This window comes from Pseudomonas sp. CC120222-01a (genome assembly GCF_003097235.1).
GTDB lineage: Bacteria > Pseudomonadota > Gammaproteobacteria > Pseudomonadales > Pseudomonadaceae > Aquipseudomonas.
The window spans coordinates 1-26294 of record NZ_QEQQ01000018.1 but is presented as its reverse complement, the minus strand read 5'-3'; the positions used below and the strand labels follow the sequence as shown (position 1 = coordinate 26294).

Annotated in this window: 17 protein-coding genes, 4 tRNA genes and 2 pseudogenes; 11 read left to right on the top strand and 12 right to left on the bottom strand. The window is 62.8% G+C overall.

Going from position 1 to position 26294, the window contains the following annotated elements; translation table 11 throughout:
* Positions 1-30 precede the first annotated feature (30 nt).
* Positions 31-1062, bottom strand: a complete 1032-nt coding sequence (locus N430_RS21010) for a hypothetical protein (protein WP_133248867.1) — start codon at positions 1060-1062, stop codon at positions 31-33.
* 219 nt (positions 1063-1281) lie between these two features.
* On the opposite strand from N430_RS21010, the gene N430_RS21005 reads away from it, so the two are divergent.
* The 3 genes from N430_RS21005 (at position 1282) to N430_RS20995 (ending at position 4283) form a co-directional block, all read left to right on the top strand.
* The gene (locus tag N430_RS21005; protein WP_110638775.1) at positions 1282-2013 is read left to right on the top strand and encodes a GntR family transcriptional regulator; all 732 of its coding nucleotides are present in this window, start codon (positions 1282-1284) and stop codon (positions 2011-2013) included.
* Between the two features lie 140 nt (positions 2014-2153).
* Entirely contained in the window at positions 2154-3428 is a 1275-nt protein-coding gene (locus N430_RS21000) for an MFS transporter (protein WP_110638774.1), read from the top strand.
* Positions 3429-3449: 21 nt separating this feature from the next.
* The gene (locus tag N430_RS20995) at positions 3450-4283 is read left to right on the top strand and encodes an amidohydrolase (protein WP_110638852.1); all 834 of its coding nucleotides are present in this window, start codon (positions 3450-3452) and stop codon (positions 4281-4283) included.
* Positions 4284-4442: 159 nt separating this feature from the next.
* Here N430_RS20995 and N430_RS30060 read toward each other — a convergent pair whose 3' ends face one another.
* Together N430_RS30060 and N430_RS30055 are read right to left on the bottom strand one after the other, a co-directional pair.
* Positions 4443-5306 carry a methyl-accepting chemotaxis protein gene (locus N430_RS30060; protein WP_371922787.1) on the bottom strand — a complete coding sequence of 288 codons (864 nt, stop codon included), beginning with the start codon at positions 5304-5306 and terminating at the stop codon, positions 4443-4445.
* A pseudogene (locus N430_RS30055) lies at positions 5298-6362 on the bottom strand (methyl-accepting chemotaxis protein); the annotation flags it as partial. The gene N430_RS30060 and the pseudogene N430_RS30055, both read right to left, overlap by 9 nt.
* A 266-nt stretch (positions 6363-6628) precedes the next feature.
* Between N430_RS30055 and N430_RS20985 the strand changes: the two are divergent.
* Positions 6629-8506 (top strand): MFS transporter, encoded by a 1878-nt coding sequence (locus N430_RS20985; RefSeq protein WP_110638772.1) that lies wholly within the window; start codon positions 6629-6631, stop codon positions 8504-8506.
* A 9-nt stretch (positions 8507-8515) separates the two neighbouring features.
* Here N430_RS20985 and sugE read toward each other — a convergent pair whose 3' ends face one another.
* The 3 genes and pseudogenes from sugE to rdgC all read right to left on the bottom strand — a co-directional run bounded on the left by sugE (position 8516) and on the right by rdgC (position 10991).
* Positions 8516-8833 carry a quaternary ammonium compound efflux SMR transporter SugE gene (sugE, locus tag N430_RS20980; protein ID WP_103449539.1) on the bottom strand — a complete coding sequence of 106 codons (318 nt, stop codon included), beginning with the start codon at positions 8831-8833 and terminating at the stop codon, positions 8516-8518.
* A 95-nt stretch (positions 8834-8928) separates the two neighbouring features.
* Positions 8929-9884 (bottom strand): annotated as a pseudogene (locus tag N430_RS20975) (bile acid:sodium symporter family protein).
* Between the two features lie 186 nt (positions 9885-10070).
* Positions 10071-10991 carry a recombination-associated protein RdgC gene (rdgC, locus tag N430_RS20970; protein ID WP_103449541.1) on the bottom strand — a complete coding sequence of 307 codons (921 nt, stop codon included), beginning with the start codon at positions 10989-10991 and terminating at the stop codon, positions 10071-10073.
* A 216-nt stretch (positions 10992-11207) separates the two neighbouring features.
* Here rdgC and N430_RS20965 point away from each other — a divergent pair.
* From N430_RS20965 to N430_RS20950, 4 genes are all read left to right on the top strand, one after another.
* Positions 11208-11283: transfer RNA gene (locus tag N430_RS20965), tRNA-Val, on the top strand.
* Positions 11284-11296: 13 nt separating this feature from the next.
* Positions 11297-11373 (top strand) — tRNA-Asp (locus N430_RS20960).
* Positions 11374-11543: 170 nt separating this feature from the next.
* A tRNA-Val gene (locus tag N430_RS20955) sits at positions 11544-11619 on the top strand.
* Between the two features lie 13 nt (positions 11620-11632).
* Positions 11633-11709 (top strand) — tRNA-Asp (locus N430_RS20950).
* Positions 11710-11860: 151 nt separating this feature from the next.
* On the opposite strand, the gene map is transcribed toward N430_RS20950, so the two are convergent.
* Positions 11861-12631: a type I methionyl aminopeptidase gene (gene map / locus N430_RS20945; protein WP_110638851.1), complete on the bottom strand. Its 771-nt coding sequence runs from the start codon at positions 12629-12631 to the stop codon at positions 11861-11863.
* A gap of 339 nt (positions 12632-12970) precedes the next feature.
* Between map and N430_RS20940 the strand changes: the two genes are divergently transcribed.
* The 3 genes from N430_RS20940 (at position 12971) to nirD (ending at position 20175) form a co-directional block, all read left to right on the top strand.
* Positions 12971-16981, top strand: coding sequence for a bifunctional nitrate reductase/sulfite reductase flavoprotein subunit alpha (locus N430_RS20940; RefSeq protein ID WP_110638771.1), 4011 nt, complete (start codon positions 12971-12973; stop codon positions 16979-16981).
* Between the two features lie 282 nt (positions 16982-17263).
* The gene (nirB, locus tag N430_RS20935; protein ID WP_110638770.1) at positions 17264-19813 is read left to right on the top strand and encodes a nitrite reductase large subunit NirB; all 2550 of its coding nucleotides are present in this window, start codon (positions 17264-17266) and stop codon (positions 19811-19813) included.
* Entirely contained in the window at positions 19813-20175 is a 363-nt protein-coding gene (gene nirD / locus N430_RS20930) for a nitrite reductase small subunit NirD (protein ID WP_110638769.1), read from the top strand. The genes nirB and nirD overlap by 1 nt, the downstream gene beginning before the upstream one ends.
* 47 nt (positions 20176-20222) lie before the next feature.
* Here the strand turns inward: nirD and N430_RS20925 are convergent, their stop codons facing one another.
* The 5 genes from N430_RS20925 to N430_RS20905 form a co-directional block, all read right to left on the bottom strand.
* On the bottom strand, positions 20223-20480 hold the full coding sequence (locus N430_RS20925) for a PAAR domain-containing protein (RefSeq protein WP_110638768.1): 258 nt from the start codon (positions 20478-20480) through the stop codon (positions 20223-20225).
* Positions 20477-21307 (bottom strand): DUF6708 domain-containing protein, encoded by an 831-nt coding sequence (locus tag N430_RS29760; protein WP_256592163.1) that lies wholly within the window; start codon positions 21305-21307, stop codon positions 20477-20479. The genes N430_RS20925 and N430_RS29760 overlap by 4 nt, the downstream gene beginning before the upstream one ends.
* The gene (locus N430_RS20915) at positions 21307-24492 is read right to left on the bottom strand and encodes a T6SS effector BTH_I2691 family protein (protein WP_110638767.1); all 3186 of its coding nucleotides are present in this window, start codon (positions 24490-24492) and stop codon (positions 21307-21309) included. The genes N430_RS29760 and N430_RS20915 overlap by 1 nt, the downstream gene beginning before the upstream one ends.
* A complete protein-coding gene (locus N430_RS20910) occupies positions 24489-25403 on the bottom strand; it encodes a hypothetical protein (RefSeq protein WP_110638766.1) in 915 nt (304 codons plus the stop codon). Before N430_RS20910 ends, N430_RS20915 begins: the two co-directional genes overlap by 4 nt.
* Positions 25400-26294 (bottom strand): type VI secretion system Vgr family protein (locus N430_RS20905; RefSeq protein ID WP_116583656.1); only part of this gene is annotated, 895 nt, incomplete at its 5' end. The genes N430_RS20905 and N430_RS20910, both read right to left, overlap by 4 nt.

The window sequence follows — 26294 nt, the reverse complement described above, 5'->3', positions numbered from 1 at the left end:
CATATGGCACGAACCCATTGCCGCGCCTGCTCAGTGTATCGCCGTCGCCGGGCTTTCGAGCTGGTTGTCGTGCTGGCAGGCCAGTGTGTGCAACGCATCCAGCAGCCATTCCAGCTCCTCCAGGCTGACCCCGGCTTCAATGTGGGCGTAGAACTGTTCTGGGGTGCTCAGATCACAGGGCAGTTCGACACCCATCAGGTCGTCATCCTCGAAGCTGATGCAAAGCTCGCCGCCTTCCTCGGAAAACTCCAGGTTCATGTCGATCAGGTTGGCCTCCATTTCCAGCAGGTGCTGGATCGTCTCGGGCTTGGCGAAGCGGGCGCAGACCTTGCGGGTGATTCCGGTCAGGTAGAAGGTATCCTCGAATTCGCTGGATGTCGTTTCATACAGGTAGTCGAAGTCGACATCTTCCTGTTCGTCAGTGCGTGCCGCGATGCCGCGCACCCAGGGGAACTCGACGACCAGGCTGAAACGGTTGTAATGGTCGTGAACGGTCCTGGTTTCGTAGTTGCCCCCGCCAGTGCTGTGCCGCTCCTGCCGTGCATCGACGTACGCCAGGTTGAAGTAGCTGAAATGGAAGGCATGCCGTTCCCCTTCATAGCGGCCCTCGAAGGCGCCGACGATTTCACAGCCGTGGTCGCCCCTCAGGTAATCGGCGAAGTGGTCGGAAAGGCGCGAAAGGATATCCTCGGGGGGCGTGGTGATGGGGCGTATTCCTGCCTCGATCATGCCCGCCCGCTGGGCGATGTCATATGAAAGCTCCGACAGCCATTCATCGCGGGTGTCGCTGTTGAACGTGTACATCCACCAGCTGACGGCTGTCCATCCGAGAACCCCGGCGATGCTGAAATTCACTACGCCGGGCATCTTTCGACCCAGCCCGAACTCAACCCAGCCGAGGGTCCAGGACACCCACAGGAGCGCTGCGCTAATCGCCAGCGCGCCATACATCAACGCCTTGCGCCGATCGTCCACGTTGTCGAAGTGCAGCCCTCCCGGAAAGTCGCGCAAGGACGCCACTGCTCGCAGCAGTTCATTTTTGCTGGTGGCGGCCTCGGTCATTTCCCTGGCGGTGTTGATGGTCGCTTCCAGGCGCTCGTTATGGCTTTTCGACACGGTTGAACTGCTCCTTCAGTGCACAGGTTGGAGGCATTCTGCCATCCCCGGCCTTTTTGTCTACGCATCAGGGTGACCAGCGGAGGATTGACAGTCCTCCCCCTGCGGGGAATACTCTCGGAAAAATTCATATATATGTTTACATAACAAGACGAGAGCCGACCCATGCACCCACTGTCCGGTGATGCTCGACTGCCCCGCTATCAACAACTGCGCGATCACCTGATCGAGCAGATCGCCAACAACCGCTGGCGCCCGGGCGAAGCCATTCCGACCGAAGCCGCCCTGGCTACCGAGTTCGACATGTCCGTCGGCACGGTGCGCAAGGCCGTGGACGTGCTGGTCGCCGAAGGCGTACTGGAGCGTCAGCAGGGCCGCGGTACCTTCATCCGCCGCCCGCAGTTCCAGTCTTCGCTGTTCCGCTTCTTCCGCTTCGAAAGCGCCACCGGCGAGCGACTGATGCCGGAAAGCCGCATCCTCTCCATCGAGCCGGTACCGGCACCGTCGGCCGTTGCCGAAGCGCTTGGCCTGGCCGCCGAGGCCGAGGTCATTCGCATTATCCGTACCCGACTGCTCGGTGCCCAGCCGGTGCTCGCCGAGGAAATCTGGCTGCCGCGCCAGACCTTCCAGCCGCTGCTCGACGTCGAGCTGCAAAGCAAAGGCCCGCTGCTCTACCCGATCTACGAGGAGCTGTGCGGCCAGGTGGTCGCCTACGCCGAAGAGACCCTGACCGCCGAAGCGGTCGATGCAGCCCATGGTCGCTTGCTGCAACTGCCGGCCGACAGCCCGGTGGTAGTGATCGAGCGCCTGGCCCGCGACTACGCCGGCAAACCGCTGGAATGGCGCCGCTCGCGCGGCCACGCGCAGCACTTCCGCTACCGCGTCGACATTCGCTGAGCCGTTAAACCGGCCGCGTTACCCGTTACCCGTCTGCGCCGTTCTGCCACGGCGCAGTGGCTTCGCCTGCCCGGTCGTCAGCGTGCCTAGAGCTTCGGTACGCCCGGCCGTAACACACACGACTAAGAAGGATAACAATCATGTTCAGCTGGTATCGCCAGATCACTTCACGGGAACGCAAGACGTTCTGGGCCTGTTTCGGTGGCTGGTCGCTCGATGCGCTGGAAGTGCAGATGTTCGGCCTGGCCATCCCCGCGCTGATCGCCGCGTTCTCCCTGACCAAGGGCGATGCCGGCCTTATCAGCGGCCTGACCCTGATTACCTCGGCGATTGGTGGCTGGCTCGGCGGCACCTTGTCGGACCGTTATGGCCGCGTGCGGACCCTGCAGTGGATGATCCTCTGGTTCTCCTTCTTCACCTTCCTCTCGGCGTTTGTCACCGGCTTCTATCCGCTGCTGTTCGTCAAGGCCATGCAGGGCTTCGGCATCGGTGGCGAGTGGGCGGCCGGCGCGGTGCTGATGGCCGAGACCATCAACCCGAAATACCGCGGCAAGGTCATGGGCACGGTGCAGAGCGCCTGGGCCGTGGGCTGGGGCCTGGCGGTGGGGCTGTTCACCCTGATCTATTCGCTGGTACCGGCTGAATACGCTTGGCGGGTAATGTTCTTCGTCGGCCTGCTGCCGTCGCTGCTGATCATCTGGGTGCGCCGCAACGTGCCGGAGCCGGACAGCTTTCAGCGGCTGCAGAAGGAGAAGGCCATTCCCGGCAGCTTCTTCAAATCCATGTCCGGCATCTTCCGCCCGGAACTGCTGCGCGTGACCCTGCTCGGCGGCCTGCTGGGCCTGGGTGCCCACGGTGGTTACCACGCGGTGATGACCTGGCTGCCGACTTTCCTCAAGACCGAACGCAACTTGTCGGTACTGAACTCCGGTGGCTACCTGGCGGTGATCATCTTCGCCTTCTGGTGCGGTTGCGTGGCCAGCGGCCTGTTGATCGACCGCATCGGCCGGCGCAAGAACATCCTGCTGTTCGCGCTGTGCTGCGTGCTCACCGTGCAGGCCTATGTGTTCTTCCCGCTGACCAATACCCAGATGCTGTTCCTCGGCTTCCCGCTGGGCTTCTTCGCCGCCGGCATTCCGGCCAGCCTGGGAGCGTTCTTCAACGAGCTGTACCCGGCCGACGTGCGCGGTGCCGGGGTCGGCTTCTGCTACAACTTCGGCCGCGTGCTGTCGGCGGTGTTCCCGTTCCTGGTCGGCCACATGAGCGAATCCATGTCGCTGGGTAGCGCGATCGGTATCGATGCCGGCATCGCCTACGGCGTGGCCATGCTCGCAGCGCTGTGCCTGCCGGAAACCCGTGGCCGCAACCTTGAGGCCACGCCAGCGCCGGCAATGGCTGGCGCTGTTGCCAAGTAACCTGACTGTCCTGTGATGACCATGCCCGACGTTCCTGTTTCACACCTGACCGCCATCGACAGCCATGCCCACGTGTTCAGCCGTGGGCTGAACCTGGCCAGCGAGCGGCGTTATGCGCCCAGCTACGATGCGCCGCTGGGCGACTACCTGGGCCAGTTGCTGACCCATGGTTTCAGCCATGGCGTACTGGTGCAGCCCAGTTTCCTGGGCACCGACAACCGTTACCTGCTCAGCGCCCTGCAGACCGTGCCGGGGCAACTGCGCGGGGTGGTGATGCTTGACCGGGACGTCGAGCGCGAGACCTTGCAAGAGATGGATCGGCTCGGGGTCAGGGGCGTGCGCCTGAACCTCATGGGCCAGGGCCTGCCTGACCTGACAGGCACCGAATGGCGGCCCCTGCTGGAGCGCATCGGCGAACAGGGCTGGCACCTGGAGCTGCACCGCCATGTCGCGGACATTCCGGCGCTGGTACGGGCCCTGGAGCCTTACGGGCTGAACATTGTGGTCGACCATTTCGGTCGGCCCGATGCCCGTCTGGGGCTTGGGCAGCCGGGGTTTGCCGAGCTGTTGACGCTGGGCGGCAAGGGCAAGGTGTGGGTCAAGGTGTCGGGTATCTACCGGCTGGAGGGCACGCCTGAGCAGAACCTGGCGTTTGCACGGCAGGCCCTGTGTGCGCTTGAGGCTCACTATGGTGCCGAACGGTTGATGTGGGGCAGTGACTGGCCGCATACCCAGCATGAGTCAGCGGTGAGCTTTACCAGAGTTGTCGAGCAGTTCGATGCCTTGGGCTGCTCGGCTGAACTGCGCCGGGCGCTGCTGGTGGATACTGCGCAGGCGCTGTTCGGCTTCGAGTAATCTGGCGCTGCATTATCTGTAGGAGCGGCCTTGCGTCGCGAAAGGGCCGCAACGCGGCCCCAGATTCCTGCGGCGATGCAGCAATTGCCGGGGCTGCTACGCAGCCCTTTCGCGACGCAAGGCCGCTCCTACAGTCAGTGCAGCTTTCTGATCAATGAATCAGAACCGGAACCGGCTGATCATCTGCTGCAACTGCCCACCCAGCCGCGCCAGCTCCACGCTGGACACCGAAGTCTGCTGGCTGGCCTCGGCGGTCTGTTCGGAAATGTCCCGCACCGTCACCACGCTGCGGCTGATCTCTTCAGCCACCGCGCTCTGCTGCTCCGAAGCCGCCGCAATCTGCTGGTTCATCAGTTGAATCGCCGACACACGCTGGGTGATCCCTTCCAGCGCGACCCCGGCTTCACGCACCAACGCCACGCTGCTTTCGGTCAGGCTCTGGCTCTGCTCCATCAGCTCGCTCACCGAACGGGTACCGTCCTCAAGGCTGCCGATCGCCGACTCGATCTCCAGTGTCGATGCCTGGGTACGCTGTGCCAGGCTGCGCACTTCATCGGCCACCACCGCAAAACCACGGCCCGCTTCACCGGCCCGCGCCGCTTCGATGGCGGCATTGAGCGCCAGCAGGTTGGTCTGTTCGGCCACGGCTTTGATCACGTCCATGACTTTGCCGATACGCTGGCTCTCGCTGCGCAGCGCGCCCATGGCTTCGCCAGTGGCGTCCACCTGGCTGGCCAGGCGGCTGATCTGGGCCACGGCGCGGCTGACCACGCTGTCACCTTCACGGGCTTCTTCATCAGTTGCGCTGGCGGCTGTAGAGGCTTCGCCGGCATTACGCGCGACTTCATGCACAGTGGCCGCCATTTCCTGCATGGCCGTGGCCACCTGGTCGGTTTCCACCTTCTGGTTGTTGGCACCGGCGCTGGTCTGCTCGGTGATCGCCGAAAGCTCCTCGGTGGCGCTGGCAATCTGCGATATGCCATCGCGCACCTGGGCGATCAGCTCACGCAGGTTGCGGGTCATGCCCTGCAGGGCGTTCTGCAACTGGCCGACTTCGTCACGGCGGCGGCTGGTCGGTTGTTCGCCGAGGTCACCGGCAGCCACCTGTTCCATGGCTTTCAGCGCCTGGCGCAGCGGCTGGCTGATCTGCCGGGCAATCACTACCGCAGCGAGGGCGCCGATCAGCAAGGCGAGCAGGGTGGTGGCGATCTGCAGGGTGCGGGCGAAATGACTGTCCTTGGCGACCAGTACCGCCTGGTCGTCCAGCAGTTGGCCGATGACACCGTTGAGGGTCTCGATGTCGTTGGCCATGGCGGCGCGGTATTCCACCAAGTGGCTGACTTCGCCACGGAACGCCTCGACGGCCTTGGCATAGGCCTGCACTTGCTGCTCCAGCTGCTGGAACTGCTGTGGGAAATTGCCGTTGAAGCGGGCGACCAGCCCAGGCAGCTCGTTCACCGTGGTGGCGATCTGAGCGTTCATCAGCTTTTCGGTCTCGGCGTTGGTGTTCCCGGTATAACCGCGCACGTGGTAGCGCAGCAGAATCAGGTTTTCGCGAATCTGGTTGATCGCCTCGATGCGCACGAAGCGCTGCTCGGCATCGGGCAAGGCGCGTACCTGGTTGCGGATCTGCTCGATGCTGGCGAACGACTGGGTGGCCAGCACGCCCATTTCCTTCTGCGCGGCGCGCATCTTTTCATAGGAACGGAAGCTGGCCGCCTGGTTGCCGCTGTAGCCCTGCAGTGCCTGGTCGGCGGTATTGAGCAGCGCATGGCTCTGCGCCCTGATCATCACTTCGCGCAGCTTTGCCAGTGTCGGCTTGAAGGCGTCCAGCGCAGCTTGCAGCTGCTTGCTCTCGGCGGGTGCGCCGTTGGCCATGGCGTGACGCAAGCGCGCTTCGCGCAAGTCGCCGAGGGCGTCGTTGAGGCGCGACACATCGCTGACCACCTCGCTGCGCCGGACCAGGCTGCCCAGGCCGTCCCAGCTGATCAGCGACTGCACCAGTGTGAGGCACAGCACCAGGCCGAAACCGAGGAAGAGTTTGTGGGCGATCCTGAGGTCGCCAAACCAGGTAAACATTACTGCCGAGCTCCTTTTCTTATGCGTTGGAGGAGACCTGAGGTCTGTTCCTTCTGTCAGATATAGTCATCTATATGAATTATCGGCGCATGTAACAAAATCTGAACAGTGGTTTGGCTGAAATTAATGTCACTGTGATATCAAATTGTGAGCGGGTTCCTGTATTGCCCCGTGTTCCTTGCCAGGCGCAGGCATTCCCATGCAGATTTGTGGCTTGCAACGCTCCACGTGCCTCCAATGACAAAAGACACTCAGGAACAAGGACGATGAGTCACCCCTCGCAATTCACCTTGCTCGGCAAGCGGCGTTTCCTGCCGTTCTTCGTCACCCAGCTGCTGGGTGCCTTCAACGACAACCTGTTCAAGCAGTCGCTGATCCTGGCGATCCTGTTCAAGCTCAGCCTGGGCGACGGCGACCGTTCGATCTGGGTCAACCTCTGCGCGCTGCTGTTCATCCTGCCGTTCTTCCTGTTCTCGGCACTGGGCGGGCAGTTCGGCGAGAAGTTCGCCAAGGACGCACTGATCCGCGCGATCAAGCTGGCCGAGATCGGCATCATGGCGGTCGGCGCCGTCGGCTTCGTCACCAACCATCTCACGCTGATGCTGGTGGCGCTGTTCGGCATGGGCACCCACTCGGCGCTGTTTGGCCCGGTGAAGTACTCGATCCTGCCCCAGGCCCTGCGTGAAGAAGAGCTGGTCGGTGGCAACGGCCTGGTGGAGATGGGCACCTTCCTCGCCATCCTGGTCGGCACCATCGGCGCCGGGGTGATGATGGCCCACGACAGCTACGCCACGGTGGTGGCCGGTGGGGTGGTCGGCACCGCCATGCTGGGTTACCTGGCCAGCCGCTGGATTCCACGTGCCGCAGCCGCGTCGCCGCAGATGGCGCTGGACTGGAACATCTTCAAGCAGTCGTGGGTGATCCTGCGCATGGGCCTGGGGCAGACCCCGGCGGTGTCGCGCTCGATCGTCGGCAACTCGTGGTTCTGGTTCATCGGCGCCATCTACCTGACCCAGATCCCGACCTACGCCCAGGAGTGGCTGCACGGCGACGAGACCGCCGTGACCCTGGTGCTGACCCTGTTCTCGGTGGGCATCGCCCTCGGTTCGCTGCTGTGCGAACGACTCAGTGGGCGCAAGGTGGAGATCGGCCTGGTGCCGTTCGGCTCGTTCGGCCTGACCCTGTTCGGCCTGCTCTGGTGGTGGCATTCGGGTGACGTGCCGGCTGGCGCCCAGCCGCACGACTGGCTGGCGCTGCTGGGCATGCACCAGGCCTGGTGGATCCTGGTGTCGATCGTCGGCCTTGGCGTGTTCGGCGGTTTCTACATCGTGCCGCTGTACGCCCTGATCCAGGCACGCACCGCCGAGGACCAGCGGGCTCGGGTGATCGCCTCCAACAACATTCTCAATGCCCTGTTCATGGTGGTCTCGGCGATCTTTACCATTGTCCTGCTGAGTGTGCTCAAGCTGAGCATCCCGCAACTGTTCCTGGTGGTGTCGCTGCTGAACGTGCTGGTCAATGCCTACATCTTCAGGATCGTGCCCGAGTTCACCATGCGCTTCCTGATCTGGCTGCTCAGCCATTCGATGTACCGCGTGCAGCACCGCGACCTCGAGCGCATCCCTGACGAAGGCGCGGCGCTGCTGGTGTGCAACCACGTGTCCTTCGTCGATGCGCTGCTGCTGGGCGGGGCGATCCGTCGGCCAATCCGCTTCGTCATGTACTACAAGATCTACAACCTGCCGGTGCTCAACTTCGTGTTCCGCACGGCGGGCGCCATCCCGATTGCCGGGCGCAACGAGGACCAGGCCACCTACGAGCGAGCCTTCGCCCGCATCGCCGAATACCTGGCGGACGGTGAACTGGTGTGCATCTTCCCGGAAGGCAAGCTGACGGGCGACGGCGAGATCGATGTGTTCAAAGGGGGCGTCAGCCGCATCCTCGAAGAAACCCCGGTGCCGGTGATTCCGCTGGCGCTGCAGGGCCTGTGGGGGAGCTTCTTCAGCCGCGACCCGGCCAAGGGCTTGTTCAAGCGCCTGTGGTCGCGGGTGACCATCGTGGCGGGCGCCGCCATCCCGGTGGAGGCGGCGCAGCCAGACGCCTTGCGTGAGCAGGTCAGCCGCTTGCGCGGCGGCCTGCGTTAAGGAAGGGGATCAGCTGGCGCTGACTTTCAGGCCGATCAGGCCGGTGACGATCAGCGCCACGCTGGCCAGCCGTACCAGGGCCATCGACTCGCCGAACAGGATGATCCCGGCGATCACCGTGCCGACGGCGCCGACGCCGGTCCAGATGGCATAGGCGGTGCCCAGCGGCAGCTCCTTCATGGCCAGGCCCAGCAGGCCCAGGCTGATGGCCATGGCGGCGACGGTCAGTACGGTAGGCAGGGGTTTGCTGAAACCGTCGGTGTATTTCAGGCCGACGGCCCAGCCGACCTCGAACAGGCCGGCGAAGAACAGGATGATCCAGGACATGATGCGTCTCCATCGTTGCGAATGATGGGGCCGTCCCCGGGATGGTCACGCGGTGCGTCGTGAGGTCGTCCTCACCGTGGCCATCAGGGTACACATCAATGCCTGGCCGGCTCAACCTCTGCAGCCTCGGTCGAAGGCTCTTCCATCCGCCGGAAGCAGGTCGACAACAGTGCTCCGGAGATGTTGTGCCAGACGCTGAACAGCGCGCTCGGCACTGCTGCCAGCGGCGAGAAATGCGCTGCCGCCAGTGCCGCCCCCAGCCCCGAGTTCTGCATGCCCACCTCCAGCGCCAGCGACTTGCGCTGGGCCAGCGGCAGCTTGCAGAGCCGGCCGGTGAGGTAGCCCAGCAGGTAACCGAAGGTGTTGTGCAGCACCACCACCGCCATGATCAGCAAACCGGACTCGGCGATCTTGGCCTGGCTGGCCGCCACCACTGCACAGACGATCATCACGATGCTCACCACCGACACCAGTGGCAGCACCTGCACCGCCATTTGCACCCGCGCACCCAGCAGGCGCTGGGCCAGCACGCCGAGGATGATCGGCAGCATCACCAGCTGCAGGATCGACCAGAACATGTCCATGAAGGACACCGGCAGCCAGGCCGAGGCCAAGAACCAGATCAGTGCCGGAGTCAGCAGCGGAGCGAGCAGGGTGGTTACCGCGGCGATTGCCACCGCCAGCGCCAGGTCGCCCTTGGACAGCCAGACCATCACGTTCGACGCCGTGCCGCTCGGGCAGCAGCCGACCAGGATCACGCCCACGGCGATTTCCGCCGGCAGGTGGAAAGCAGCCAGGCCATGCCCGGCATGATCACGAAGTGCGCCACCACGCCCAGGGCCACACGCCAGGGCTGGCGGGCGAGGGCGGCGAAGTCGTCGAGCTTGAGGGTCAGGCCCATGCCGAACATCACCAGGCCCAGCAGCGGCACGATGGCGACCTTGAGGGCGATGAACCACTGGGGCATCAGGAAGGCCAGCACGGCGAACACCAGCACCCACAAGGCGAAGGTGTTGCCGACGAAGCGGCTGAGGGCGGCGAGGGCACGCATGGGGCAATTCCTTTTCTATTTATAGCTATATGAATTTCGAGGGCCCTTTCGCGGGTGAACCCGCTCCCACAGGAACTGCGCAGGCCTCAAATGTGGCGCGGTACCTGTGGGAGCGGGTTCACCCGCGAAAGGGCCGGTGCAGGCAATAAAATGATTCTCAGGCCAGCACCGGCATTTCAAACCGAATCAGACCCCTTGCGGGATCTCTTCCCCACCGAGCACTTCGAACAGCGCTGGCAGGAATTCGGCAAAGGTCATCATCATCAGCTGGAAGCTGGCATCGAACTGCTGCGCGGCCTCTTCGCCACCGTCTTGTTCAGCCTGCTCCTGCAGCAGCTCTTCGAACTTCAGGCGCTTGATCACCATCTTGTCGTCGAGCACGAACGACAGCTTGTCCTGCCAGGCCAGGGCCAGCTGGGTGACCACCTTGCCGGTGCTCAGGTGCAGCTGGATTTCCTCGCTGGTCAGGTCCTGGCGCTTGCAGCGCACGATGCCGCCGTCTTCGGCGGTGTCACGCAGCTCGCACTCGTCCAGCACGTAGAAGCCTTCGGCAGCCTGTTGCGACTTGACCCAGTCGGTCATGGTCGCGGTCGGTGCGATCTTCACGGTGACCGGGCGCACCGGCAGCGAGCCCATCACTTCGCGCAGGGTCGACAGCAGGTCTTCGGCGCGCTTGGCGCTGGCCGAGTTGACCAGGATCATCCCCAGGCGCGGGGCGATGGCGGCGAAGATCATCGAGCGGCGGATGAAAGCCCGCGGCAGGAAGGCCTGGATGATTTCGTCCTTGATCTGGTCGCGCTCTTTTTTATAGACCTTGCGCATCTGCTCGGTCTCGATCTCTTCGACCTTTTCCTTCACCGCATCGTTGACCACGCTGCTCGGCAGGATGCGTTCTTCCTTGCGCGCGGCAACCAGCAGGAACTCGCCACTGACGTGCACCAGGGGAGCGTCTTCACCCTTGCCGAACGGCGCGATGAAACCGTAGGTGGTCAGCTCCTGGCTGGCGCAGGGGCGGGCTGGCTTGGTGGCCAGCGCGGCTTCCAGCGCTTCAGGCTCGAACGGTACTTCCTGGGTCAGGCGGTAGGACAGCAGGTTCTTGAACCACATGGGGGGCAATCTCTCCTTAATGCATAAGGCGGGCATTATTCTCCGAGCAGTGCCCGCAGGCCAACCCTGTCAGAGGGCCAGTAGCCGTTTATAAGGGAAGAAAAGCCCCGGCTGCGCTAGGTCTTTGAAAGGCTTGGAATTTTTTTTGAGAAATTTTAAAAAAGTGCTTGCCAGGGTGGCAGGCCCTCCGTAGAATGCGCGCCACACCGAGACGAAGGGTGATTAGCTCAGCCGGGAGAGCATCTGCCTTACAAGCAGAGGGTCGGCGGTTCGATCCCGTCATCACCCACCACTCGATGTATAGCGCAGCGGTAGTTCAGTCGGTTAGAATACCGGCCTGTCACGCCGGGGGTCGCGGGTTCGAGTCCCGTCCGCTGCGCCATATTCCACTTCCAGGGCCCACTGAACACCCGGAAGTAACAAAGAAAGCGACCTTAGGGTCGCTTTTTTTGTGCCTGAAATTTGCGATTGATAATTTTTGCGAAAAAGTTGCATCAATGGCTTGCCAGGCTGCTGGTTCGTCCGTAGAATGCGCGCCTCACCGAGACGAATGGGTGATTAGCTCAGCCGGGAGAGCATCTGCCTTACAAGCAGAGGGTCGGCGGTTCGATCCCGTCATCACCCACCACTCGTTGAATAGCGCAGCGGTAGTTCAGTCGGTTAGAATACCGGCCTGTCACGCCGGGGGTCGCGGGTTCGAGTCCCGTCCGCTGCGCCATATTCCGCTTCCAGGGCCCACTGAACACCCGGAAGCCACAAAGAAAGCGACCTTCGGGTCGCTTTTTTTGTTTCTACGCCATGCGCGCCCTTCTTGTGGGAGCGGCCTCGTGTCGCGAAAGGACCGCAAAGCGGTCCCAGCAGTATCAGCTCTAACGCTCTTCTTCCCGCAACGTCAGCACCTCGACCCCATCCTCGGTCACCGCCACCGTATGTTCCCACTGCGCCGACAGGCAGTGGTCGCGGGTAATCACCGTCCAGCCATCCTTCAGCGTCCGCGTCCCGCGCCCGCCCTGGTTGATCATCGGTTCGATGGTGAACACCATCCCCGGCTGCAACTTCATGCCCATACCGCGCGCGCCAAAGTGCAACACCTCCGGCCCTTCGTGCATCTGCTGGCCGATGCCATGGCCGCAATACTCGCGTACCACGCTGTAGCCAGCCGCTTCGGCATGGGCCTGGATGGCATGGCCGATATCACCCAGCGTCGCCCCGGGGCGTACCTGTTCGATGCCTTTCCACAGCGCATCGTACGTAGTGTCGACCAACCGCTGCGCGTCTTCGCTGATTGGCCCGATGCTGTACATCTTCGACGAGTCGGCAATGTAGCCGCCCTGTTCGAGGGTGATGTCGACGTTGATGATCGAACCTTCCTTCAGTACTTCATCGACTTTGGGGATGCCGTGGCAGACCACATGGTCCACCGAGGTATTGAGCGAGTAAGGGAAGCCGTACTGGCCCTTGCTGGCCGGGCGGGCCTTGAGGGTATCGACGATGAAGGCCTCGGCGCGGTCGTTGATCTGCATCGTGGTGATGCCGGGGCGGATGAAGCTGTCGAGTTCGGCGAACACCTGGGCCAACAGCTGGCCGGCGTTGCGCATCAGTTCGAGTTGGGCAGGGGTCTTGAGGATCACCTTGGACATGGAATGCGGGCTGTAGCTCTTGCTGGAAATTGCCCCAGCATAGCGCCATGGGCCTTGTTGCTGCCACCGCATGGTGCGGTTGCCTGTACCGGCCTCTTCGCGGGCACGCCCGCTCCCACAGGACCTCCACAGGTTTGAAGACTGCGCAGTACCTGTGGGAACGGGCGTGCCCGCGAAAGGGCCGGTACAGCTGGCCCACAAATTGCTGACTGACTGCTATCTAGGGCTATCAACGTCGACAGCCCAGAAACCTCACGACAAAGGCGCCGTGTTGCCCCGCTTGCTTTGCAAGCCCGGGCAGCCGGCGCCTTTTTGCGTTCCTGAAAGGGGAGACCGCCCATGACCACCCGCGAAGTACGCAGCGTCTGCCCCTACTGTGGCGTCGGTTGCGGCATCGTCATGAGCGTTGCCGACGGCAAGGTCAGCAAGATCAGCGGCGACAAGCAGCACCCGAGCAACTTCGGCCGCCTGTGCACCAAGGGCCTCACCGCGCACCTGCCCCTGACTGCCGCCGGGCGCATGCAGGACGCTTACGTGCGCCAGCAACGCAGTCAGCAGCCGGCGCGCAGCAGCCTGGACCAGGCCATTGCCCAGGCCGGCCAGCGCCTGCGCGGCATCATCGACCAGCATGGCGCGGACGCCGTGGCGCTGTATGTGTCCGGGCAGATGTCGCTGGAAGCCCAGTACCTGGCCAACAAGCTGGCCAAGGGTTTTATCCGCACCCGGCATATCGAGTCCAACTCGCGCTTGTGCATGGCCAGTGCCGGCAGTGGCTACAAGCTGTCGCTCGGCGCCGACGGCCCGCCCGGCAGCTACCAGGATTTCGAGCGCGCCGAGGTGTTCCTGGTGATCGGCGCGAACATGGCCGACTGTCACCCGATCCTGTTCCTGCGCCTGCTCGACCGGGTCAAGGCCGGCGCCAAGCTGATCGTCGTCGATCCACGGCGCACCGCCACGGCCGACAAGGCCGACCTGTTCCTACAGGTGCGCCCCGGCAGTGACATGGCCCTGCTCAACGGCTTGCTGCACCTGCTGCACCACAACGGCCACACCGACCCCGCCTTCATCGCCCGTCACACCGAAGGCTGGGACGAGTTGCCGGCCTTCCTCGACGATTACACCCCGGAGCGCGTGGCCGCCATCACCGGCTTGAGCGAAGCCGACATCCGCCAGGCAGCCGAATGGATCGGCACGGCCGGGGAGTGGATGAGCTGCTGGACCATGGGCCTCAACCAGAGCGTTCACGGCACTTGGCACAGCAACGCCCTGTGCAACTTGCACTTGGCCACTGGCGCCATCTGCCGCCCCGGCAGCGGGCCGTTTTCGCTGACCGGTCAGCCCAATGCCATGGGCGGCCGCGAGATGGGCTACATGGGCCCCGGCCTGCCGGGCCAGCGTTCGGCGCTGGTGGCGGCAGACCGCGCCTTCGTCGAGGCGCAATGGCGCCTGCAACCGGGCACCCTGCGCAGCGAAGGCGGCGAGGGCACGATCGCGCTGTTCGAGCAGATGAAGGCCGGCGAGGTGAAAGCTTGCTGGGTGATCTGCAGCAACCCGGTGGCCAGCGTCGCCAACCGCCAGCAGGTGATCGACGGCCTGCGCCAGGCCGAGCTGGTGATCACCCAGGACGCCTTCCTCGACACCGAGACCAACCGCTACGCCGATATCCTCCTGCCCGCCGCGCTGTGGGCCGAAGGCGAGGGCGTGATGATCAACAGCGAACGCAACCTGACGCTGATGCCACGTGCGGTCCAGGCCCCGGGCCAGAGCCTGGCGGACTGGCAGATCATTGCCCGGGTCGCCTGCGCCATGGGCTACGCCGAGGCCTTCGATTACCCCGACGCCGAGGCGGTGTACGACGAGATTCGGCGTTTCTGGAACCCGGCGACCGGCTACGATCTGCGCGGCATCGGTTATGAACAATTGCGCCAGGGCCCACGGCAATGGCCCTGCGCGCCGGGGCGCGAAGATGACCGCAGCCCGCTGCGTTACCTCAACGACGGCAACAGCCAGCCTCTGTTGCGCGATGCGCAAGGCAATGCGCCTGCCCTGGCATTCCCCACCGCCAGCGGCAAGGCGCGCTTCTTCGCCCGGCCCTGGCTGCCTGCACCCGAACTGCCCGACGCCGACTACCCGCTGGTGCTCAACACCGGCCGCGTGCAACACCAGTGGCACACCCTGACCAAGACCGGCAAGGTGCCGGCGCTTAACAAGCTGGAGCCTGGGCCCTTCGTTGAGCTCCACCCTGAAGATGCTGCCCGCCTGGGCATCGCCGACAAGGACCAGGTCGCCATTCGCTCTCGTCGCGGCCAGGCCGTGCTGCCGGCGCGCATCAGCGACCGGGTCATGCCCGGCAACTGCTTTGCGCCGTTCCACTGGAATGACCTGATCGGCGAACAGCTGGCGATCAATGCCGTCACCTGCGATGCAGTCGACCCGCTGTCGCTGCAGCCGGCGTTCAAACATTGCGCGGTGGCGCTGGAACGGGTTGTTGGCGAGCGCATCGATGCCCTTGAACTGAACACTGCCATCCCGGAGCCTGCCCGCATGCCGACCGCGACCCTGTCCCGCCTGCTTGGCCTGGACACCCTGCCAGCCCCGGTGCTGGCCGATGACGAGCGTCATTACCTGCAGGGTTTCCTGCTCGGCCTCGACCAGGCGCGTGCCGAGGGCGTGCCCAGTTTGCCGGCCAGCGCGCCACTGGCTGCTTCGCGGCGGCTGTTCGTCGATGGTTTGCTGGCAGGGTTGTTTGCGCAGCCAGCCGCCGTACCGGCCATCGCCGCGCCGCGCCACCAAGTGTTGTGGGCTTCGCAGACGGGCAATGGCGAGGCGCTTGCCGAGCGTTGTGCCGAGCGCTTGCGCAGCGCGGGTCTGGAGGTACAGCTCAGCTGCATGGCGGCGGTCAGCCCCAGCCAGTTGCAAGGCGCCGCCAGCGTGGTACTGATCACCAGCACCTTCGGCGACGGTGATGCGCCCGACAGCGCCACGGCATTCTGGCAGGCGCTGCAGAGTGAGCAGGGCGCCTGCTGCGCAAAGTTGCCTTACGCGGTGCTGGCCCTAGGCGACTCCAGCTACGACCAGTTCTGTGGCTTTGGCCGCAAGCTCGACCAGCGTCTGGCCGAACTGGGCGGGCGCCGCTTGCTGCAGCGGGTCGATTGCGAGCCGGATTTTGATGAGGCCTTCACCGGTTGGCTCGAAGCCCTGCTGCCGGAGCTCGGCAGCGCAAGCTCACCAGCACCGCTCAGTGAACCTGCGCCAGTCGCGAGCTACAGCAAGCAGCAACCGTTTTTGGCCCCGCTGCGGGAAAATCACCTGCTCAACGGCCCCGGAGCCAGCAAGGAAACCCGCCAGCTGGTGTTCGACTTGTCCGGCAGCGGCTTCAGCTATGCCGCCGGTGATGCCTTGGGCATATGGCCGCGCAACTGCCCGGCGCTGGTCGAGGAGCTGCTGGCGCTGATGCATCTCGATGGCCAGGCGTCGGTGGAATTGAAAGGGCTGCCGGCGATGCCACTGGCCGAGGCCTTGGAAAGCCATCTGGAAATCGCCAAAGTCACCCCGCAGCAACTGCAGGTGTTCAGCACGCATGCCGCTGACCTGCAACGGCTGCTGCAACCCGAGTGCAAGGGCGAACTGCAGGACTGGCTGTGGGGCCGGCAGTTGGTTGACGTGCTGCGGGCGTTCCCTCAGCAGTTGCCGCTGGCCACCTGGCTCGATCTGCTCAAGCCGCTGCAGCCGCGCCTGTACTCGATCAGCTCAAGCCCATTGGCTCATCCGGACCAGGTACACCTGACCGTTTCCACGGTGCGCTATGGCGAGCGCAAGGGCGTGTGCTCCACCTTCCTCGCCGATCGTGCGCAGTCACTGAAGGTGGCAATCTTCCCGCAGGTATCGAAACACTTTCGTCTGCCCGAGGACAACGACGTGCCGGTGATCATGGTCGGGCCCGGCACGGGCATCGCGCCGTTCCGTGCCTTCCTCGAAGAGCGCGAGGCGCAGGGTGCCAAAGGGGGTAACTGGCTGTTCTTCGGCGAACAGTATGCGGCCACGGATTTCTATTATCAGGAGCAGCTTCAGGCCTGGCAGGCGAGCGGGCATCTGCGCCTGGACACGGCGTTCTCGCGGGACCAGGCCGAGAAGGTCTATGTGCAGCAGCGTATGCTCGAACAGGGTGCGCTGCTGTGGCAGTGGTTGGAGGCGGGGGCGTACTTCTATGTGTGTGGTGATGCGCAGCGCATGGCCAAGGATGTGGATGCGGCGTTGCGTGAGGTCATCGCCGTGCACGGGGGCGTGGATGCCGATGCCTATGTCGAAGCGTTGAGCAAGGCCAAGCGGTACCGGCGTGATGTGTATTGATGTGCTCCAGGATGGGGAGCGCTGCACTTTAAATGTGCGTTGTCAGTGCCGGCCTCTTCGCGGGCCCTCGCTGCTGAACCCTGTGCGGTCCCTGTGGGAGCGGGCTTGCCCGCGAAGAGGCCAGTACAGGCAAACCAATTGGCACAGTCCCTGCTTTATCCCTGATACAACAAAGCCCACTGATCAACGGCGATCAACCCGGGCCACCCACCGTGATGAATACAGGCAAAGGCGCCTGGAGCTTCGGCTCCAGGCGCTTTTTTTTTGATCGAGGATCGGCTTATGAAGGCAACAGCGAGCGGGCAACGAGAGCGACTGGTCATCGTCGGCAACGGCATGGTCGGCCACCACTGTGTGGAGCAACTGGTCGAACGCGGCGCCCTCGAGCGTTTCGAGCTGCACGTGTTCGGTGAAGAGCGCCAGCGGGCTTACGACCGCGTGCACCTGTCGGAGTATTTTGCCGGCAGCTGTGCCGAGACCTTGGCACTGTGTGGGCAGGACTACTACGGCAACAGCGGCGTGCACCTGCACCTCGGCGAAGCGGTGCTGGAGATTGACCGCGAACGCTGCGAGGTGGTGACTGCCGAGGGCCGCTACAGCTATGACCAGTTGGTCCTGGCCACCGGTTCCTACCCGTTCGTGCCTCCGATCGAAGGCTCCAGCGGCAACGCCCGCCTGGTCTACCGCACCCTCGATGATCTTGATGCGATTCGCGCTGCTGCCGGCCAGGCGCGCCGTGGCGTGGTGGTCGGTGGTGGCCTGCTCGGCCTGGAAGCCGCCAACGCGCTGAAGTCCCTCGGCCTGGAAGCACACGTGGTGGAGTTTGCCCCACGGCTGATGCCGGTGCAGCTGGACGGCGAGGGCGGCGCCGCACTGAAGGCGCAGATCGAAGCGCTGGGTGTGGGCGTGCACCTGTCGCGTGCCACCCAGTCGATCAGCGCGGGAGAAGCCTACCGCTACCGCATGAATTTCGACGGCGGCGAGCACCTGGAAACCGACCTGATCGTGTTCTCTGCCGGTATCCGCCCACAGGATGCTCTCGGCCGTGCCTGCGGCCTGGAGATCGCTGCACGCGGTGGCGTGGTGATCGACAACGACTGCCGCAGCAGCGACCCGCGCATCTTCGCCATCGGTGAATGCGCCTCGTGGAATGGCAGCGTGTTCGGCCTGGTCGCTCCGGGTTACAGCATGGCGCGCAACCTGGCTGCGCTGCTGATGGGCGAAGCTGCCAGCGCCTTCACCGGTGCCGACATGTCGACCAAACTCAAGCTGCTGGGCGTGGATGTCGGCTCCATCGGCGATGCCCACGGCGCCACGCCGGGTTCGCGCAGCTACCGCTTCATCGACGAGGCCAACAGCGCCTATCGCCGGCTGGTGGTGGATGCCAGCGGCAAGCACGTGCTCGGCGCGGTGCTTGTAGGCGACAACAGTTACTACGACACCCTGCTGCAGTACGCTCAGAACGGCATTGCCCTGCCGGCCGACCCAGCAGCGTTGATCCTGCCGCAGAGTGGCGGTGCGCCTGCGCTCGGTGCCGATGCGCTGCCCGACAGCGCGACCATCTGTTCCTGCCACAACGTCAGCAAGGGCGCGGTATGCGCGGCCATCGACAGTGGCTGCGGCGACCTCGCTGCGGTCAAGGGCTGCACCAAGGCGGCCAGTGGTTGCGGTGGCTGCGCAGCGCTGCTCAAGCAGGTGTTCGAGCACGAACTCACCGCCCGCGGCGTGACCGTCGACAAGAGCCTGTGCGAACACTTCGCCTACACCCGTCAGGAGCTTTACGGGCTGGTGCGAGTGGAGGGTATCCGCACCTTCAATGAACTGCTCGAACGTCACGGCAAGGGCCATGTCGGCTGCGACATCTGCAAGCCGGCGGTGGGCTCGATCCTCGCCTCGTGCTGGAACCAGCCGATCATGGACCCGGCGCTGGTGCCGCTGCAGGACACCAACGATACCTTCATGGCCAACATGCAGAAGAACGGCACCTACTCGGTGGTGCCGCGCATCCCGGGTGGCGAGATCACCCCCGACAAACTGATCGTGATCGGCCAGGTGGCGAAAAAGTACGACCTCTACACCAAGATCACCGGCGGCCAGCGCATCGACCTGTTCGGCGCCCAGCTGCATGAGCTACCGCTGATCTGGGGCGAGCTGATCGAAGCCGGCTTCGAGACCGGCCATGCCTACGGCAAGTCGACGCGCACGGTCAAATCCTGCGTGGGCAGCACCTGGTGCCGTTACGGCGTGCAGGACAGCGTCGCCATGGCCCTGCGCCTGGAGGACCGCTACAAGGGCCTGCGCAGCCCGCACAAGCTCAAGTTTGCTGTCTCTGGCTGCACCCGCGAGTGCGCCGAGGCGCAGAGCAAGGACATCGGCGTGATTGCCACCGACAAGGGCTGGAACCTGTACGTCTGCGGCAACGGCGGCATGCGCCCGCGCCACGCCGAACTGTTCGCCACCGACCTGGACGACGAAACCCTGGTGCGCCTGATCGACCGCGTGCTGATGTTCTACATCCGCACGGCCGACAAGCTGCAGCGCACCTCGGTCTGGCGTGAAAGCCTGGAAGGCGGCCTGGACTACCTCAAGCAGGTGATCCTCGACGACAGTCTGGGCCTGGCGGTCGAGCTGGAGGCGCAGATGCAGCATGTGGTCGACCAGTATGAATGCGAATGGGCCAACGCCCTCAACGACCCCGAGAAGCTCAAGCGCTTCCGTACCTTCGTCAACGACAAGCGCGCCGACCCGGACGTGCACTTCGTGCGCGAACGCGAACAACGCCGGCCGGCTGCAGCGCTGCACCTGATCCCAACCGTCGAGGAGGCTGTCTGATGAACCTGTCCAATGCTGCTGTGAAGAACCAAGTGAACTGGCAGGCGGTGTGCCAGGCCGATGACCTGGTGGCCGACTCTGGCGTGGTGGTGTGGCTTGAGGGGGCGCAGGTGGCGTTGTTCTACCTGCCGGGCCTGGAGCAGAGCCTGTATGCGGTGGACAACCGTGACCCGCGGTCGGGGGCCAATATTATCGGACGTGGGTTGGTTGGCAGTGTGCAGGGCGAACTGGTGGTGGCGGCGCCGTTGTACAAGCAGCACTTCAGCTTGCAGAGCGGAGAATGCCTGGAAGATGCCGGGCAGCGGCTGCGGGTGTGGCCGGTGCGGTTGAATGGTGGGGCGGTGGAGCTGGCAGTGGCCTGATCAATCGCTGGGGGCGCTTTGCGCCCCTTCATGTATGGCCAGGCAGATCATTCAAGTTGCCAGCCTGCATCGCCTTCTTCCAGATACCCGCCATGGTCAGTACGATCACCCTGGCGCGCCACGGCCCTGCCTTCGATCTGGTAAGCCGCCGAGCCGCTGACGATCACTGCCCCGCAACTTGTCCGGTCACCGACCCTGGCCACGGCCTTGCCGTTGAAGGTGTAGTTGGGGCTGCCGGTTTCCACGACGCTTTTGCCGTGGATCGGGCAGGCATGGGAGTGGCCGACGAGTACCACAGGTTTCATGGTTGTTCTCCTGGGGCGGGGGCGGTGCGGGATTCCAGGTCCATTTCGGCGGGCCAATTGACTTCGGGGGCCAGGCGGTCGAACGGATTACGGAAAACTATTTTTCCCTCAGTGCTAGGACTCGGGGTCTCGTCCTTGCTATTGGAAGGATGGAGGAACTCGGGAAGCGCTTCAGGGCCTTGTTGCATGAAAAGCCTGACGATGGCCCAGTACTGCTCGCCTTCCTCTATGTCGTCGGTAAAGAAGACTCGGTCGATTACTTCGTTGGTGCCGGGTTTGCAGATCGAGACTTTCACTTCTTCCTTGAGTCCACCGTTACCCATGGGAGCATAAATTCGGTAAGCCTCAAGTGTGAGATCATCCCAGTCATACGCTACGGGTATCACGCCCCAGTTCTTTTTACTGAATGGGTTTAGGAGGTTGAATCTGTATTGATAGAAATAGACCTTTCGACGTTGTCTGTTGAAACGGATGGGTTCATTTCGAGGAAAGCCAAAATCCATTCGGATGTAAGGAGTGAGGAGGCAGAAGATGCAGACATGAAAGAAAATATACCAAGAGAGCTCTTCTATTCCTGCCGAGTTTAGCTTGAGCGGGAAGCGGCTGAAATAATCAATTGTGAAGTACAGGGCCATGATTGATATGATCACGCCTATTACAATCCAGCCACCTCTCAGCTTCATGGTGACTCGGGATAGTTCGAGATGGTTTTCATTTATTTCGATTGAGGCGCGAGGCGGATTTTTAAAGCTAGGGTCAATATTCGCTTCGGCATTAGGGGCGGGTAGGTCGTACTTCCAACCTAGGCCTCGATCAGGACTCTCCATTATTTATTCTCCTGAAGCGAAATTTCGGCATAGGCCTGAGGGATGCTGCGGTCCGGCCAGTAAGTAATAGTCAAGGAGGCTGACAGGATGTTATGTCTGCCTGTGTCTTGAGTTAGTTCTATTTTTCCGGTAAAGGTTTTTATCGAGTGGTTGGCTCTGGGTTGGAGAGGTTGATGGCTCTCTGTGATTTCTAAGCTTTCACGTTTGTAATCCGCTTTGTTTGTCGATTTTGAGGGGTTCAGCGAAACCCTCTTTGAGGCAGCGGGCGTAAGTGCTGGAGGGAAGTACTCTTGTGACACGATAACTTCGCCGCCAGTGTAATGGGGAGGGGCGCCGTCGCCGTGTCTGTGGATCAGGACTGCCCATTGATAGCCAGCGGATGAACTGTTGAAATTGGGGAGTGTTATCCGGAACTTCAAGAAACTCTGCAGGTCAATGGGTACTCCAATTTTAGTATTGCTGAGTTCGCTTGCAATGACGGTGTCAAACTTGAGTCCGCCCGTTGCACCCAGTGTTGCTGCGTTTAGCGCTGCTAGCGCTATGTCTGCGTGGTTTGGAGAGTTCCAGTGTGTGCGAGGTGTTTCATCAGCATGGCCGAAATAACAACGGCGAGCCCATAACTCCAGTGCGGTTGACTCGTTTTTCTCGGCTATCTTGTTGGATATGTATGCAGCCAAGCTTGATATAATGGCGATTCCTATGGCTTTTAGAGCCAGTGGGTTGAACACTCCCAAGGCACCTGCGCTAGCGGCAACTGAACTAGCCAGTGAAGCGATAATATAATGTCTGGCAGCCCTTTTATCTCCGGCTTTTTCAGTGCGGCCGTAAGCAGTCAATGCCTGCGCAGCCTCAAATATACCTGCTGCGGCATTAAGTACTCCGCCAATTCTGGCAACGCTACGGCCAAGAGAAATTTGACTGTTTGTACTTGCCTTGCGCGGCATCAGAAGCCCAACCAACTCTATACCTCCGCCGATAATTCCCAGCTTGGCTCCATACAGCGCCAGCATGGCTTCAGCGGCCTTAGGCCCCATCGCCTCTTCTGCACTCTTCAGGCTCTTGCCAAGACTATCGTTCAGTAAATACAGACCGCCCAAGGAAAGCAGCAACTCCCAGCCTTTTCCCGTTCCCCGCAGCCCCTTAAAACTGTCCCGCACCAACTGCGATGCTTGGCCCGCACTGATCTTCATGCCATTCAGTGATTTCCGCGCATCTAGTTCCAGCGTCCCCGCTGCCACCTTGATTTCCACCAACGCCATCTTCGCGGCGTCATTCAGTTGGTTGACGTTCAACTTCACTTCCCTGGCCAATCGTTCATGCAGCTCATGCGCCGTACCCTCGACCCAGACGCTGATCTGGATCACGGTATGCGCCACTTTCGGGTCGAGCACGGCCAGGCTCAGCAGGCCGGTCTGGATGATCGGTTTTACCTTGCGCGCTTCGTTCTGCACGCCGGCTTTCAGTTCATCGAGAGACGGCATCATCTCCGCGCGCGCTTTGGCCAGTTTTTCGCTGGCGCTGTTCTGCATTTCACGCAGGTGCGCGCTCTGCAGGGCGTAGTACTCGCCTAGCTTCATCTGCACCTGTAATTCGATGAGATGCACGCCGTTGTAGACCCGCTGGCTGGCATTGTTCAGGTGCCGCACGGCTTGCTGGATGCCAGGATCGAGCAGCGTTTGCAGGCGCTGGCTGGCGGCGTTGACCGACCCCTGCAGTTCGGTGATGGCTTGCTTGACCGAGTCACGCAGCTTGAAGCCGACGTCATCACTGGCGATGAGCTTGCTCAACGCGTTGTAGAGCTTTTCGCTGTCGTTCCAGTGGGTCGGCTCGGTCGCCGAGAAACTTGGCAGCAGCGCTGCCATCAGAGGGCCATCGCGCAGCATCAAAGCGCGGTAAGGTGGGCTGTTCGGGTCCTGCAGCCACCTCAGCCACAGCGCTTCGCTGGTACCGGGGGCAGGCGGGGACGGTTCGGCGCTGGCGGCGGGCGCCTCGGTGATGCCACCGGAGAGGCAGGCAGCGATGGTCTTGCTGTAAGCGATGCCTGATTCGCGGTTCCGGCCGTCGTAGTCGTGCCGTTCGATGAGGGCGAAGGCCGCGCTCTCGCAGAGTTGCGCATAGGTGCCAGCATGCCGATCAATGTAGGCCTGAAACCGGGCTTCCTCTTGTTCATACTCCGCCTGGAACGCCGCACGCCGAGGCTCGTCATAGCGCTCCTCGAGCTTTTCGTCGCTCTCTTGCTGGCGCATCTCGACCACCGTCTGGCGCTGCTTTTCGGGATCGGTGAACACAGGCGGACCATCACCGGTCTGTGCTTCGAACGTGAACACTTTCTGCGCAGCCCATTCGCGCTGGGTCGCTCGGATGATCTGCAGGATCTGCGAGGTCTGCAGCTGGTAGGCGCGCAGCGGGTCTTCGCGCCAGGCCTGGCGCTTGACCACCCAGTTCAGGCGCTGATGGTTGTACTCCTGGATCAGGCCTACGGTGTCGTCAAGCACCACTGCCAGCACGCCGTTTTCCAGCTGGTGGCGGGCCATGGCGTTGACCACATAACCGCGCAGGGCGGTCTTGCGCAGGAACCGGCTATGAAAACCATGGGCGCTGTCGAACGGGCCGTTCAATTGCTGGGCGTATTCGAACACCTGGCGGTCGACCTGAAGGTTGTCCGGGGTCATGGCCAGGCCCAGCAGTTCGGGATTGTTGCGCGCCTGGATCAGGTCCAGACCCTCGAAGCGATGCGCAGGCGCCTGACCAGTTTTGTAGGCTTGCAACACGCTGACCGGCCAGGGATCGCTGGAGAAGGCCAGCCAGGCCGAACCGTAGGTGTCGGTGTCGATGTTGAGGAAGGACGAGGGGATGTCGTGATCCTCATGTACACAGTGCTCGGGGAGGGACGGTGGCGGTCCTGGATTAGGTTCGTAGGGGTTGAAGCGGCGCAGGTGGCCTTGCGCGGTGACTTCATAGGCGTGCCAGATGCGCTGGTCGAGCAGCACGTAGAGGTATCCGCTGCGCAAGGTGCGCAGGCCCATCCGGGTTTGTGTGGCGGGGTCGCTGGCGGGATGGGTATCGGGGACTACGGCGTGGCGAAGGGGGAGGATGGGTAAGCCCTGGCGCTGGCAGGCTTTGCAGGGGGTGAGAAGAAAGTCGACTTCAGCGACTGCATTGGCGATGTCTTGAGTGATGCTCATGGATAGGCCTCTGGCTGGGGTGTGGCTGCAACCAGGCGTTGCCAGCTCGAATCGGAAAAATGCGCAAACATCTCGGCGAGTGGCCGTTGCTGACGGATGGCCACCTCGATCATTTCGCGCACGGCTTTCTGGGTGTGCAGCCGCGGGTGCAGCCGCAGCAGGTGAAAAGCCATTACCAGGATGTCCTGCTCAACCTTCAGGCCGAGTCCGCGAGCGTCATCGATATGGTTGGACGCACGCACGGCGGCAAAAGGAGGGAATTCGCGGGCGCCGGGGAGCGCAGGCAATGTCCTCCATGCGGCTAATACGGCCTCGATCAGCGCGGCGTCCTGCTGTACACCGATGGCGCCTGCAGGCAGACCACGCCGGTTGCGAGGCTGACCTTTCAGGCTCGCCAGGCTGCCGCCACTGGTCACGAACACCCAGCGCTCGATCGGCCACCACGGACCCTGTTCTGCACGCTCGTACAACGCGGCGAGCAGTTCCAGGCGCAGCGGTTCGTAAACAGGGTGAATCGACGTCGCTCCGGATGCCTCGGGCAAACGGCACAGCGCCGTCAGGTGGGAAGCAATAGCAGAGGGCGGCGCTTCGCTGAGCAGCCAGCCACAGACCTGGCGCTTGCGCCGATGCATGTCGTGTTCTGCAGCCTGTGCTGTCAGCGCCAGCAGCGCCGCGTCAGGCAAGCTGCCGGGTGAGCCAAGGCACACGAGCACGGGATGCAATCCAGGTGCAAGGGGCAGGTCAGGGCGAACCACGCGCGTCATCGCACTGTCGCCCAATACCGACTTCAGCCTAGCGAGTGCTGAGTGCTCGCTATCTTCTGAGACTGCCAGCGGGTCCAGCAGCACATAGCTGTACTGCCCGGGGCGGTGGTGCTCGTTGATGAGTTCGACCAAGGCTTTGCTGTTCATCGGCCTTTTTCCTCACACCCATCGCTGTCATTGGCGAGCAGATCCAGGGCCAGTGTGTTTGCCGATCCCTCGATGGCCGCTTTGGTCGGGCCGAGCAATGTGAGTGTCAGGCCGTTCAAGGTGATGCCTTGCTGATCCAGCACGATGCTGCCACCGGGGCTTCTGAATTCGATGCGCTCACTGGCCTGCAGTTGGTAGAGGGTGGTTTGCTGGTTCACGCCCCCGCCGATGGTGATTTGCTGTCGTCCTTTGATGTGCAGTTCGCTCTGCCCACCGATGGCGATATGGTGGTTGGCACCTGTGGTCTCGCGATGGTCATTTTCGACTTGCTCGACCAGATCCTTGCCGATGTTCACCTGGCAACTACGCCCGACCCGTTGAGCACAGTCGCGCCCGGTTTCCTGGAGCAGGTCATTACCCACTTTCAGCTGCTCGTCATTACCAACCTGCTCGACGCGGTTACGCCCGACGCGAGTAGTCTCATCGTGCTTGACCACATTGTTCTGGTCCCGCTCGGCATGGATGAAAACCTCCTGCCGCCCCAGTTCATCCTCGAAACGCAGCTCGTTGTAGCCATCACCCTTGTGGGTCTGGCTCTTGATGGTCATGCGGGTCTTGTGTTCCGGCAGGTCGTATGGCGGCAGCTGGTTACCGCAGTAGGTGCGACCGGTGATGATCGGCTGATCCGGGTCGCCGTTGAGGTACTGGACGATCACCTCCTGGCCGATGCGTGGGATGGCCATCGATCCCCAGCTGCCGCCAGCCCAGCCTTGTGACACGCGTACCCAGCAGGAACTGAACTCGTTGCTTTTGCTCTCCCGGTCCCAGGGAAAGCTGACCTTGACCCGGCCCCACTGGTCGCAAAAGATCTCCTCGCCGGGCGGACCGACC

Bases quoted from the DNA above. Each gene is read 5' to 3' on its own strand.
- N430_RS21010 (WP_133248867.1), bottom strand. From the start codon at position 1,062: ATGACCGAGGCCGCCACCAGCAAAAATGAACTGCTGCGAGCAGTGGCG.
- N430_RS21005 (WP_110638775.1), top strand. From the start codon at position 1,282: ATGCACCCACTGTCCGGTGATGCTCGACTGCCCCGCTATCAACAACTG.
- N430_RS21000 (WP_110638774.1), top strand. From the start codon at position 2,154: ATGTTCAGCTGGTATCGCCAGATCACTTCACGGGAACGCAAGACGTTC.
- N430_RS20995 (WP_110638852.1), top strand. From the start codon at position 3,450: ATGCCCGACGTTCCTGTTTCACACCTGACCGCCATCGACAGCCATGCC.
- N430_RS30060 (WP_371922787.1), bottom strand. From the start codon at position 5,306: ATGACCCGCAACCTGCGTGAGCTGATCGCCCAGGTGCGCGATGGCATA.
- N430_RS20985 (WP_110638772.1), top strand. From the start codon at position 6,629: ATGAGTCACCCCTCGCAATTCACCTTGCTCGGCAAGCGGCGTTTCCTG.
- sugE (WP_103449539.1), bottom strand. From the start codon at position 8,833: ATGTCCTGGATCATCCTGTTCTTCGCCGGCCTGTTCGAGGTCGGCTGG.
- rdgC (WP_103449541.1), bottom strand. From the start codon at position 10,991: ATGTGGTTCAAGAACCTGCTGTCCTACCGCCTGACCCAGGAAGTACCG.
- map (WP_110638851.1), bottom strand. From the start codon at position 12,631: ATGTCCAAGGTGATCCTCAAGACCCCTGCCCAACTCGAACTGATGCGC.
- N430_RS20940 (WP_110638771.1), top strand. From the start codon at position 12,971: ATGACCACCCGCGAAGTACGCAGCGTCTGCCCCTACTGTGGCGTCGGT.
- nirB (WP_110638770.1), top strand. From the start codon at position 17,264: ATGAAGGCAACAGCGAGCGGGCAACGAGAGCGACTGGTCATCGTCGGC.
- nirD (WP_110638769.1), top strand. From the start codon at position 19,813: ATGAACCTGTCCAATGCTGCTGTGAAGAACCAAGTGAACTGGCAGGCG.
- N430_RS20925 (WP_110638768.1), bottom strand. From the start codon at position 20,480: ATGAAACCTGTGGTACTCGTCGGCCACTCCCATGCCTGCCCGATCCAC.
- N430_RS29760 (WP_256592163.1), bottom strand. From the start codon at position 21,307: ATGGAGAGTCCTGATCGAGGCCTAGGTTGGAAGTACGACCTACCCGCC.
- N430_RS20915 (WP_110638767.1), bottom strand. From the start codon at position 24,492: ATGAGCATCACTCAAGACATCGCCAATGCAGTCGCTGAAGTCGACTTT.
- N430_RS20910 (WP_110638766.1), bottom strand. From the start codon at position 25,403: ATGAACAGCAAAGCCTTGGTCGAACTCATCAACGAGCACCACCGCCCC.